Genomic DNA, 12,436 nt, shown 5'->3' on the forward strand with positions numbered 1-12,436 from the left:
CTTTAAATGTATGATTTTCTGTATTAAAAAAAGGAAGGTGGTGGTGCTCTGGCAAAAGCTAATTGGTATCTTATGCTAGGGGCTAAAAAAGCATAATACTCACTGATTACATAAGTAATGCGTGATACGTAAGATGGGGTTGGAAGCGTGTCTTGGTGAAAACAAGAGAAGTGACCGAAAGAGCAAGCCTTACCATGCTGAGTTGTCGGCTTTCCTTCTTCAACTTGAACTAACTTAAAGCCATTAAGCGTACACAAGCTCGCCCATACCCCAGCATTGGGGCCATGCGCATTGATGACAGGCATCAATGCAATCAGTGCCCAGCTTAGGGCACTGATTGTTAGCATCAATCGGTTAAACTTCTTCCGCCGAGGCATCATTACTCTTCAATTGTTCAAAGGCCTTAATGCGTGAAAATTTCACACAATCATACAAGTAGTGACTTTTACTCAGATAAAAATATGGCAATCACATCAGCCAAATATTTTGCTCCAAATACTAGGATTGCGTTTATCATGATATTCAATACGAAGTTCATCGACCTGACGTAGTGACTCTTGAGCGGAAGCGAGATCTCCTGCATCAAGCTGCGAATCAATCTGTTTTAGGGTTGTCGATAGCTTACTAAAACCTTCAATATAAGTATCAACTTTTTCTGGTGGGTATTTGCCTTTTTTGGCTTGCTCAACAAGCTGCAACATATTATCAATAGGTACTTTCATACCATCGACGCTTGTTGCCTGTGCAGCTTGCTTGAACTCAAGCTTCATTTGCTTCATGGTTGCTTTCAGGTCAACGTCTGATGCAAAAACCTGAATCGAAAACATGAGTGTTAAGGCAAAAATGATTTTTTTCATTTTAAATTCTTAGTCGGTTAAAGTGCAGAGTAATCGTGCACTTTACCAAACTAACGGCCTTGTTGCTCGCTTATTACCTTGATCAATGGGAACGCTCTTTTCCATCCATCATCAAGCATATCGACAAAGTCTGGATGCGTATCAATCATTACTTTTAAGGTGACAGATTCTTGGTTAGGGATAATCTGGTAATGTTCCTTTGTTCCTATCCATTTCTGCGCCGTATCGCTATCAATATCTTTGACATTTTCCGGATTCGAAATTGCAACATGAGTGTATTGAATTTCTCTGTTTGTATCTATTTTGTCAATGATAGCGCGAGTCCCCCCAAGATCCGGGTCGAAAAAGCAAATATTGCTGCCCTCTTTCCACTCTCCTTCAAATTGAGAATGTGGTGAGAAGGCCTTGGCCCATTGCTCATACAACGCCTTTTCCGTTAATACTTGCCAAACAACCTCTGAGGTCGCTAATACTTCAACTTGATACGTCCGAGTTAACATCTCTTTGCTTCCAATTAAACTGTGTCAATAATAGTTATAGTCGATGTAGGCACAATTTAGTTTGAAAATCATCAAACTAGATGACAAATGATGCCTTAACTCATCTTTCCTTTTGCAGGATTTATATATTGATCGATACTTATGGAGAAGCCATTAAGCGACATATAAATGAAGAAACGACATTATTCTCTGAGTATTCACATCACGAGCTTATTTCTGGTGCTAACGACTTTGGTTGGCATCGTGCTTATTGCTATTAGTTATCATCACTCACAAGAACTATTAGCAGTAAGTGCCAAGGAACTGAGTAATGAAAATAGCCGCAAGCTCGAATCGACCTTCAAAGTACGTGCTGGTCCCATTTTAACGACCCTCGATTTTATGGCGTTAAACGCGGTCATTAAAGAGCGTACACCACCCATTGAGGCGAAACGTTTCTTAGCCTCTGCCAATTTAATATTTGAGAGAAATCAAGGCCTTGTTGCTTTATTCTATGGCAACGAACACGGTGAATTTTTTATGCTTCGCCCACTGCATGACGAATCATCACGAGAACGGTTTGAAGCGCCCCCCAACGCAAGGATCATGATAAACTTCACCAAAGCAGAAGGGTTAAACGAATTTCACTATTTAGATCATGATTACAACCGTGTTGGATACAAAAAAACCAATGACAACAAGTTCGATCCTCGTGTACGACCCTGGTACATCAACGCTGATGCCGACGGGGAAATACGTCTTACCGAGCCCTATTTTTTCTATTTCTTGAAGACAAATGGCGTGACATTGTCACGCAGGTCAGCTGACGGTCAAGAAGTGGTGGCTGCAGACTTCACACTTTCGTCACTCTCAGATCAAATCGCTGAACTTAGTCTGTCCAAAGCCACTCAGGTAGCTTTGTTTGACACACAATTCAGACTCTTGGCACAGCACCAATCCAATATAGATTTGGATCAAGAAGTAGAGTCCGTGCGACAAGCGGTCAAAAACAGCTTATTTGAGCCAATTTTAAACCGACACAGTACAGAAACTCTGTATGAAGTTATTGAAAGAGACGGCAACATTTGGTCAGTCACTTTAACCCCAGTATGGTTAAACGAACATGTCCGACTGCTACTTGCAGAAGCTATACCACAAGACGAGTTGCTCGGTGATTTACTGTCAATGCGAAACAGACAAATTCGTGTGGCCATGGCCATGCTAGTGGTGAGCTTTCTTACTGTTTGGTTTGTTGCCACCAAATTATCCACACCGCTGCACAATCTGGTCCAACTGACCGACAATATTGCCCGTTTTGATTTCAAAAAGACACGCTACCCAAAAAGTTTAATTCGCGAAGTGTCTAACTTAACCGAATCAATAGAATTAATGGAGCACACGCTGCATGATCTTCTGAGATTATTGCGTGAGACAGCCAGTAACAAAGATTTCTCTATTTTGGCTAAAACCATCACTCATCAAAGCTATCTTGTTACACGTGCTGAAACTATCGTTCTTTTCTCTGTTAATGAAAAAGAACGCAGTTTTGAGGTCATCGCCAACCACGCCATCATACCGTTTAAAATTGATGTTAATGAATTTCTTAAAGACATCGCTTGGCTCGAAAAAGACTTACGACAAGGTGAAATAGTCCATTTGAATCGCAGTGATAACGCGCTTAAGAAATATATTGATGATTTTTATAACTCAGATGTCTACTTTTTCCCTTTGCTTAACAGAGAATCTCAATTGGTAGGGGTATTGCTTCTTGGGTATGAAAGGGCCATTACAAAAGAGCAAAGCGATAAACATGCCTTCCTGAAAGAGCTGCTGAGCTTTGCTGAAATCGCCAAAGAAAACATTCATCAAATGGAACAGCAAAAAGATATGATGAATGCATTTATCCAGCTTATCGCCTCAGCAATCGATACGAAATCACCGTATACGGGCAGTCATTGTCAACGCGTACCGGAACTGACCCAAATGTTAACCAAAGTCGCCCATAACGACCAAGGTTACTTTCCTCAGTTTTCAATGACAGAAGATCAATGGGAGGAGCTCAAACTCGCAGCGTGGCTTCACGACTGCGGAAAGGTAACCACACCGGAATACGTAATCGATAAAGCTACCAAGCTTGAAACCATTTACGACAGAATCCACGAAGTAAGAATGCGATTCGAGTTACTCAAAGTTCAAGCAGAAGCCGACTATTGGCAAGGCATGTATCATGGCGGCGATGCCACTGCATTAAAGAAAACCCTTGAAGATACTCAATCTATGTTGGACAGTGAGTTCGAGTTTGTTGCTGAATGCAATATAGGTAGTGAGCAAATGGACGAAAGTGCCATTGTTCGGCTCAATCAAATTGCGCAAAAACAATGGAAAAGGACACTCGACGATCAAGCTGGCGTATCTTGGATAGAAAAGCAACGCGCGGGTGAGCGACAACCATTGCCCGTCATGGAACCAATACTGAGTGATAAGAAAGTCCATGAGATCCCTTGGACTAAGGGTGAAAGTCCACAAGATGTCTGGACAGAGAAATTTGTACTCGAACCGGGCAAATTGAAATACCACCGTGGAGAGCTCTACAACCTATCGATTCGTTATGGAACTCTCAATGATGAAGAGCGTTTTATGATCAACGACCACATCATCCAAACACTGACGATGCTCGGCTGTCTTCCCTACCCTGAGCACCTTAAAAATATTCCTGAAATCGCAGGAGGACATCACGAGAGAATCGATGGTAAAGGCTATCCTCGGGGGCTCAACGAGGAGGAACTCTCCATTCCAGCTCGTGTTATGGCGATCGCAGATGTATTCGAAGCATTAACGTCGAGTGATAGACCGTATAAAAAGGCGAAAAATCTTGCCGAATCCCTCAACATAATGACCCATATGGCAACAACTGGGCATATTGATCCCAAGCTTTACCTGTTATTTTTAGAGCATGAAGTCGACCAAGACTATGCCAAAATGTTCTTAGACGCAGAACAAATCGTTCCTATCGACCGAAACGGTTATATTCAAACCGTCAAAGCACATTTAAAAACACAATTTTAGACGGCCACGCGCGATAATCAGCACTGATTTAACACCTTTGTATACTGTTAGTGGGGATTCTTAAGTGGCAGAAAACACCAAATGTGCCAATAATCAGTCAATATTTAATCGATTGCTTTCACAAAGGTTGATGTCTAATCAATAGTCATGGACAATGTTCTGCCTTATTATGATTTATCTCGTGGCTCGAAATAATTCATTTCTAGCTATCAGAATAATAGGCATGACCAATTACCAATTTTGAATTGCCGTTGGTAGGGTTGGCTCTCTGAGTTCACTGTATGAACGACATATGATAACTACCTCGTTTCTAAGGGAAAGATGATGGTAATACCAGAAAACAGCAGCATCGTTATTTTTGGTGCTTCGGGAGACTTGACGTATCGTAAGTTGATCCCTGCTTTGTATCACCTTTATGCGAGTAAGCAGCTTCCAACAAACTTCGCCATACTTGGTGTCAGCCGCACTGAATACAGCGATGAGTCTTACCGCGAAAAACTGAAGCACTCTCTTCAGGAAATGGAAAAAACTGAACCTGCAACGCTCGATGCGTTTATAAACCATCTGCATTACCAAGCTATCAATACCTCAGATACCGCAGACTACAGTAAACTGGTAACCCGCCTCGACCAACTCTCTCAACAGTATCATTTCGAACAGCGCAATACGCTCTTTTATCTTGCAACGCCTCCAAGCTTATACAATGTCATTCCAGCAAGCCTTGCAGCACATGGGCTAAATAAAGAAGAAGACGGCTGGAAGCGGTTAATCATCGAAAAGCCCTTTGGCTATGACCTTGAATCAGCGCAAAAACTCGATAAAGAGATCCATGGGCATTTTGAAGAGCATCAAATCTATCGTATCGACCACTATTTGGGCAAAGAAACGGTTCAAAACCTGCTGGTCTTTCGTTTTTCAAACGCCATGTTCGAACCTCTATGGAACCGAAACTTCATTGACTATGTCGAAATCACTGGGGCTGAATTTTTAGGTGTTGAAGAACGTGGCGGATATTACGACGGCTCAGGTGCAGTTCGTGATATGTTCCAAAACCACCTACTCCAAGTTCTTGCTATGGTAGGAATGGAGCCTCCTGCACAAATCAATGCCGATTCAATGCGAGACGAAGTCATCAAAGTGCTTCAGTGTCTTAAACCACTTGATGAACAAGCGCTAAGAAGTGATTTAGTCCTTGGTCAATACACAGCATCAGATGTGCGTGGTCAACACCTAGTCGGGTACCGCGAAGAAAATGGTGTGGCTGATGATTCTCGAACTGAGACTTATATTGGTCTCAAAGCCTACATCAACAACTGGCGTTGGAATGGCGTTCCTTTTTACGTTCGTACTGGAAAACGACTGCCGACCAGAGTCACAGAAGTGGTTATCCACTTCAAACAAACGCCTCACCCTGTTTTTGGCCAAAATGCACCAGAGAATAAGTTAGTTATTCGTATCCAGCCAGATGAAGGCATTCAGATAAGCTTTGGTCTTAAAGAGCCAGGCGCAGGATTCAAAGCCAAAGAAGTGGCGATGAACTTCCATTACGCGGATTTGCCAGAAACACAAATGCTCACCGCCTATGAACGCCTACTCCTTGATGCGCTCAATGGCGATGCGACTCTATTTGCTCGCAGCGATGCCGTCGAAGCATGTTGGCAATATGTCCAGCCGATTCTAGACTTCAAACAAGATCCACAGGCCCTATTTGGTTATGCATGTGGCACATGGGGTCCGAAAGAGTCAGACGAGCTGCTAAAACGAGACAACAGAGCTTGGCGTTTCCCATGTAAGAATTTAACAGATACGGATTATTGTGAACTATGATCAACCATAAGATCTTCCAAACCGCGCAACAGGTAGTGGAAAGCTTAGCTGACGACCTAAAGGCGCTTAGCGAACTCAATCGACCTGTGCACATTTCGCTGTCAGGCGGTAGCACACCCAAAATGTTATTTAAATTGCTGGCAACTCAAGCCTATTCAACATCGATTGAATGGAAAAATCTTCATTTCTGGTGGGGCGATGAACGTTGTGTGGCACCAGAAGACAAAGAGAGTAATTTTGGTGAAGCGAATGCCCTGCTCTTTAGCCAAGTAGATATACCGGCTGGCAATATTCATCGCATTCGTGGTGAAGAAAAGCCAGAGCTAGAAGTCGAGCGATTTGCCAAGGAAATGGTTGACGTTATACCAACCGAGAACGGCACGCCTGTTTTTGACTGGATCCTACTTGGTGTCGGCGCTGATGGTCACACTGCTTCCCTATTCCCAGGCCAGACTAACTACCAAGAGGAAAAGCTATCTGTTTTAGCTTCTCATCCAGAGTCAGGCCAGATCCGTGTCTCTAAAACCGCTAAAGTTTTACAAGCGGCCAAGCGTATCAGCTACCTTGTACTTGGTGCTGGAAAAGTAGAGATCGTTCATGAGATTCATACCACTCCCGCAAACGAGCTGCCCTATCCCGCAGCCAAAATCCAGTCGCAAACTGGAAAGACGGAGTGGTACCTAGATTCAGACGCAGCAGAAAAGATCGCGTAACGCGAGCGTCCATTAAAAATTGGAGAGAAATAATGAAAGGTGATATCGGTGTTATTGGTCTAGCGGTAATGGGCCAAAACCTTATCCTAAATATGAATGACCATGGCTTTAAAGTGGTAGCGCATAACCGTACTGCTGCAAAAGTAGATGAGTTCCTTCAAGGTCCAGCAAAAGGCACCAACATCGTCGGCGCATACTCCCTTGAGGAGTTAGTTGAAAAATTAGAAGCACCACGTAAAGTTATGCTTATGGTACGAGCCGGCGACGTCGTAGATAAGTTTATTGAAGCGCTGGTTCCACTGCTAGATAAAGGTGACATCATCATCGATGGTGGTAACACCAACTATCCAGATACCAACCGTCGTGTTGCAGCACTTCGTGAGAAAGGTATTCATTTTATCGGAACGGGTGTATCAGGCGGTGAAGAAGGTGCTCGTTTTGGACCATCTATCATGCCAGGCGGCACACCAGAAGCTTGGGAAGCAGTAAAACCTATCTTCCAAGGCATCTCTGCAAAAACAGATGCAGGGGAGCCATGCTGTGATTGGGTCGGTAACGATGGTGCTGGTCACTTCGTTAAAATGGTTCACAACGGCATTGAATACGGCGACATGCAGCTGATCACCGAAGCTTATCAGTTTATGAAAGATGGTTTAGGTATGTCTGCTGATGAAATGCAAGCAGTATTTGCTGACTGGAACAAGACCGAGCTAGACAGCTACTTAGTTGAAATTACCGCAGATATTCTCGGTTACAAAGATGAAGATGGTGAAGCTCTGGTTGAGAAAATCCTCGACACTGCGGGTCAAAAAGGCACGGGCAAATGGACAGGTATCAATGCGCTTGATCTTGGTATCCCACTCACTCTTATTTCTGAGTCAGTATTCTCTCGCTGCCTATCGGCACTGAAAGACCAACGCGTACAAGCAGAAAAGCTGTTTGGCAAAACCATTGAACCGGTTCAAGGTGATAAGCAAGAATGGGTTGATGCACTTCGCCAAGCGCTACTTGCTTCTAAGATCATCTCTTACGCGCAAGGCTTCATGTTAATGCGCGAAGCATCCAATGAAAACAGCTGGGATTTGAACTACGGTAACGTAGCCCTAATGTGGCGTGGTGGCTGTATCATTCGTTCTGCATTCCTAGGTAATATTCGCGATGCATTCGAGAAAAATCCTGAGCTTGCATTCCTAGGCTCTGACGATTACTTCAAAGGCATTCTACAAAATAGCCTTGCCGCTTGGCGTAAAGTTGCTGCCAAGTCTCTTGAAGCTGGTATCCCTATGCCATGTACAACGTCTGCCCTGACTTTCCTAGATGGTTATACCACTGCTCGTCTGCCAGCCAATTTACTTCAGGCGCAACGTGATTACTTTGGTGCTCATACCTATGAGCGCATTGATCGCCAGCGCGGTGAGTTCTTCCACACAAACTGGACGGGAACTGGCGGTGATACAGCGTCAACCACTTACGACGTCTAATTAAGCATCTCAAAACAGCCAGTCATATAACTGGCTGTTTTTCTATTGAGATTTACCCAGATAAAAGCCTATCAACCGGTCCTTTGCTTTAAAAGGCACCTCAAGCTCATTTACCGAAAACAAGCCATTAAAATTTTGATTTGATTACAGATCATAAAAGTTCACGTTAGTTTATTATCGATCATCCTAAACCTAATGTAACCTCCGCGACCTAACGAAAACAGATACAAGGACTTGTGCAACGAAAAATACTGTGAGAGATGGGTGTAAAAATGGTAACAATTGAATTTGAGGACTTAGATGGACTCCTACCAATGCTTGGCGAGATGTGCATGATAAGCGATGTCGAGCTCTACTATAAGGGTCACTTCCTTTCAGTAAAAAATGTAAAGGTTCTTGTTACCAACATAAAGCAATTCGGTCATATTCGTACGGTAGAAACGCATTACCAAGTCACACTGAAGGGCGACCAAACCCTTACTTTTCCAATTGTAGAAAATAAACCTGTTATCACTAAAGAGGTGTTGGAAACACTAATTTCTACACCAGACTTTGCTCTTCCTCAGCCTTTATTATTGGTTTAACAAGACACTATATAAACCAAGCCATTAGCCTAAACCCACTAATTACTCGATAAAAAAATGAATAACGAACTAATAAGCAAGCTCGAACAAGCGGGACTCAAGAGCATCAAAAACGAGCTCAAATCAAAAATAGAGCAAGCAGAAAGAGAGATTGTTCTCCAAGCGTTAGTTCAAAAAGCGAAACAAATTTCGTTCTCTTTAGAGTCGGTCGAAGCACAATCGGTAGTGACAGCATTGAGCGCCTTTACAACCATTCCCGATGCTCCATCTGCAGAGCGAGCACTTGAACACTACAGCCAACTCAATGACGAGCAACAATTGGAGTATAGGCAGCAAATATACGCTCAGTTTATTCGCCAATCATCCATGTTTAAAAAACTTATGCAAAAAAGTTGATATAAAAGCTGGCTTACACCGGCAGGTAGTTTCTGTAGCTGGTTACTACTTGATGCAAACATGCCAACTCATGCGGCACAATGGCGGTGTAGTGCCTGAGTCTTAAACATTTCTTTTTGCCAGTTAGGCCGCATATTACTCTAATCATTTAATTGAATTGGTTTAATATTAAAATAAACAACTGGTTAACAAACATTCAGACACCTCTTTTTAACACTTTACTTCGTGAGTTGGATCACCATAACGTATAAATGTCGTGATAATTATTTACAAAATATATAGCCTTGCGTTTCCATGACAGACAGAGGTAACGCACAAGTGAGTGATACTCAAAATACGTTAACAGCGAAAGCAAGCCCGTGGACATCCTACGATACTCAATGGGTCTTAAGCCTATTTGGCACCGCCGTCGGTGCAGGCATCCTATTTTTGCCCATCAACTTAGGCATAGGTGGCATAGTCCCACTCATTATAATGGCCATACTTGCTTATCCTATGACTTACTTGGCCCACAGAGGATTTACTCGCTTTATTCTCTCTTCTCGCCGAACCGATGCCGACTTTACTGACGTCGTTGTTGAACATTTTGGTCCAGCTGCAGGACAAGGTATTTCTCTTCTTTACTTCCTATCAATTTTCCCTGTTCTGCTGATTTATGGTGTTGGTCTTACCAATACAGTCGATAGTTTTATGGTTAACCAAGCAGATATGGCCTCTATGCCGAGGGCTTGGTTATCTGGTGTATTAGTAGCTGGATTGATCGCCATCATGCTCGCAGGTGAAAAAGCCATGCTGCGAACATTCTCAATCATGGTCTATCCACTGGTTGCTATTTTGCTGTTTTTATCTGTCTACCTGATCCCTAGCTGGCATTTGCCAGAGCTGGTTATGCCAGCAATATCCGATTTAAGTAGCACTCTATGGCTAGCTACTCCCGTCGTGATCTTCTCATTTAGCCATGTCGCTGCTCTGTCTTCGTTTGCTAATGCTCAGCGCAGACATTATGGCGATAAAGAAGCCACACCGAAATCAGAAGTGATCGTTCGCCGCACTAACCTAATGCTGATTGTGTTTGTGATGCTATTTGTAGGCTCTTGTGTACTGACTCTTTCCCCAGAGCAATTGATTGAAGCTAAGGCTCAGAACGTATCCGTACTTTCTTACCTTGCCAATGCTACTGAGAATCCATTTATCGCAACGCTTGGCCCTATTGTTGCCTTTATTGCTATCACCTCTTCTTTCATCGGCCACTTCTTAGGCGCACGTGAAAGCCTGATTGGTATGCTGACCAAAAGCACGCCACTTTCTCATCGTCAAGCACATGTGATGTGTATCCTTGCACTCTTCTTAAGTATTTGGGCGGTGTCGATTATCAACCCGAGCATCTTAGGTATGATGGAAGCGCTATCAGGTCCAATTATTGCGATGATTTTATTTATCATGCCAATGATCGCCGTCTACAAAGTAAAAAGTTTGCACGTATACAAAGGCAAACTCTCGACTTTCTTTGTACTTGCGACCGGAGCCGTTGCGGTAAGTGCATTAGTGTTTAAGCTAGCGCAATAGTTCTGACTTTCAATCTGAAGAACACAAGGTAACAAAAAGGACTGATAGTTTTCAGTCCTTTTTTAATTCAACGAATAATTACAGTTCAATCTTAGCTAAAGTATCACCGTATGTTTGGTGATTTTATCTAGTTTCATTTTTGTCCATTCTAACAATCAAACCTTATCCAGCTCTGGCGCCATTGGGCATAGGCATTTCTGGACAAGCTAAACACGGCAAAAGTTTGTCTTCATAACCAATGTCGAACAACATACCTTGCGAGACTTCACCAGCCATTTTCCTCTCCGGCAAATTCACCACAAACAAAGCTTGCTTACCCTCAATATCCATAGGGTTATCACGTTCTTGTTTAATACCCGCGAGAATGGAACGGGTATGATCGCCAAAGTCCACGGTAAGCTTCATCAATTTATCAGACTTAGCCACCTCACTGACCTCACGAATAAGGCCAACCCTAATATCTACTTTCGCAAAATCATCAAAACTAATCAGCGGTTTTATTGGAGCATGTTCCATACTTTTATCTCGACGAAACAATATGAGTGGCGCAAAGCTTATTGCCAGCAGGATCTCGCAAATAAGCCAAATATAATTTCCGGCCTCCGCCTTCACGTATACCAGGAGGGGCTTCACACGCTGTACCGCCATTTTCTAGACCAGCGGCATGCCATGCCTCCACCAATTCAGGGCTGCTGACTTTAAGCCCGATTGTCATTCCATTGCCATGAGTTGCCGTCTCGCCATCAATCGGGTGGGTAATACCCAATACACCATCTTTTGTTACATAAAGGCAGCGGCCTTTGTCATCCATCACACCTTCTGAATGTCCTAGAACGGCCATCACGGCATCGTAAAATTTTTTGGATTGATTAATATCATTTGCGCCGACCATAACGTGACTGAACATTGCTATTCCTTTTTTAGCTATGAAGTTAAAAATACTGTGCAATATGAGACACATAATGTCTAGTACTTAGAGTGAAAGTAAAGTTACCAACTATGAGAAGCATGTTTTTTTGATGTGGGCAATTTGGATATGGCTACACGTTTTCACGTCGCCATTCATCTTAAAACCTTTTGTCCATGGCAACGACTTGAAATTCATCTTCGTAAAATATTTTGAATAATTTGTCACACTTTAAAACTCGAACCTGAATTCCATGTTCGTTTAAAAGCGCCACTAAATTATACATCTCAGACACAAAGTACTGTGCAGTCACCTTGAACCAAGAAATGGCATCGTCTGGCCAATGACTCGATGACCAAGGTGGGCAAGGTAACTCTTGATTGAATTTGTCAAATATGTCTGAAACGATATCTTCCTCATAAGATGCTAATAGCCCTTGTTCTCGAAGGTACGCAACTTCGGTAAAAGGTCCGTGCATTTCCCTTGGGCTTTGCCCATCAGAGCCAACGACAAAACGAATATACACTTTATAAACTCCTGAGTGGCATGCTTAAGAAAAG

The 12,436-nt window shown here is 43.0% G+C and carries 13 protein-coding genes; 7 read left to right on the top strand and 6 right to left on the bottom strand.

The window, feature by feature from the left end; translation table 11 throughout:
- Positions 1-23: 23 nt before the first annotated feature.
- The 3 genes from DPF90_RS00365 to DPF90_RS00375 form a co-directional block, all read right to left on the bottom strand.
- Positions 24-377 carry a hypothetical protein gene (locus DPF90_RS00365; protein ID WP_114783523.1) on the bottom strand — a complete coding sequence of 118 codons (354 nt, stop codon included), beginning with the start codon at positions 375-377 and terminating at the stop codon, positions 24-26.
- 96 nt (positions 378-473) lie between these two features.
- Positions 474-857: a cytochrome b562 gene (locus tag DPF90_RS00370; RefSeq protein ID WP_114783524.1), complete on the bottom strand. Its 384-nt coding sequence runs from the start codon at positions 855-857 to the stop codon at positions 474-476.
- 50 nt (positions 858-907) lie between these two features.
- Positions 908-1,357, bottom strand: coding sequence for an SRPBCC domain-containing protein (locus DPF90_RS00375; RefSeq protein WP_114783526.1), 450 nt, complete (start codon positions 1,355-1,357; stop codon positions 908-910).
- Between the two features lie 168 nt (positions 1,358-1,525).
- On the opposite strand from DPF90_RS00375, the gene DPF90_RS00380 reads away from it, so the two are divergent.
- From DPF90_RS00380 to DPF90_RS00410, 7 genes are all read left to right on the top strand, one after another.
- Entirely contained in the window at positions 1,526-4,402 is a 2,877-nt protein-coding gene (locus DPF90_RS00380; RefSeq protein ID WP_114783528.1) for an HD domain-containing phosphohydrolase, read from the top strand.
- A 324-nt stretch (positions 4,403-4,726) separates the two neighbouring features.
- Positions 4,727-6,229 carry a glucose-6-phosphate dehydrogenase gene (gene zwf / locus DPF90_RS00385; RefSeq protein ID WP_162813976.1) on the top strand — a complete coding sequence of 501 codons (1,503 nt, stop codon included), beginning with the start codon at positions 4,727-4,729 and terminating at the stop codon, positions 6,227-6,229.
- Complete coding sequence (gene pgl / locus DPF90_RS00390; protein WP_114783532.1) at positions 6,226-6,942, top strand: 6-phosphogluconolactonase; 717 nt, start codon at positions 6,226-6,228, stop codon at positions 6,940-6,942. Before zwf ends, pgl begins: the two co-directional genes overlap by 4 nt.
- Before the next feature lie 32 nt (positions 6,943-6,974).
- The gene (gene gnd / locus DPF90_RS00395) at positions 6,975-8,423 is read left to right on the top strand and encodes a decarboxylating NADP(+)-dependent phosphogluconate dehydrogenase (protein WP_114783534.1); all 1,449 of its coding nucleotides are present in this window, start codon (positions 6,975-6,977) and stop codon (positions 8,421-8,423) included.
- Positions 8,424-8,695: 272 nt separating this feature from the next.
- Positions 8,696-9,007 (top strand): hypothetical protein, encoded by a 312-nt coding sequence (locus tag DPF90_RS00400; protein WP_162813960.1) that lies wholly within the window; start codon positions 8,696-8,698, stop codon positions 9,005-9,007.
- Between the two features lie 57 nt (positions 9,008-9,064).
- Positions 9,065-9,403 (top strand): hypothetical protein, encoded by a 339-nt coding sequence (locus DPF90_RS00405; protein ID WP_114783539.1) that lies wholly within the window; start codon positions 9,065-9,067, stop codon positions 9,401-9,403.
- A gap of 294 nt (positions 9,404-9,697) precedes the next feature.
- The gene (locus tag DPF90_RS00410) at positions 9,698-10,969 is read left to right on the top strand and encodes an aromatic amino acid transport family protein (protein ID WP_114783541.1); all 1,272 of its coding nucleotides are present in this window, start codon (positions 9,698-9,700) and stop codon (positions 10,967-10,969) included.
- A 162-nt stretch (positions 10,970-11,131) separates the two neighbouring features.
- On the opposite strand, the gene DPF90_RS00415 is transcribed toward DPF90_RS00410, so the two are convergent.
- From DPF90_RS00415 to DPF90_RS00425, 3 genes are all read right to left on the bottom strand, one after another.
- Positions 11,132-11,485, bottom strand: a complete 354-nt coding sequence (locus DPF90_RS00415) for a tRNA-binding protein (RefSeq protein ID WP_114783543.1) — start codon at positions 11,483-11,485, stop codon at positions 11,132-11,134.
- A gap of 4 nt (positions 11,486-11,489) precedes the next feature.
- Entirely contained in the window at positions 11,490-11,876 is a 387-nt protein-coding gene (locus DPF90_RS00420; protein WP_114783545.1) for a VOC family protein, read from the bottom strand.
- A gap of 160 nt (positions 11,877-12,036) precedes the next feature.
- On the bottom strand, positions 12,037-12,402 hold the full coding sequence (locus DPF90_RS00425) for a hypothetical protein (protein WP_114783547.1): 366 nt from the start codon (positions 12,400-12,402) through the stop codon (positions 12,037-12,039).
- Positions 12,403-12,436: the final 34 nt, after the last annotated feature.

This window comes from Vibrio tetraodonis (assembly GCF_003350295.1).
GTDB classification, from domain to species: Bacteria; Pseudomonadota; Gammaproteobacteria; order Enterobacterales; family Vibrionaceae; genus Vibrio; species Vibrio tetraodonis.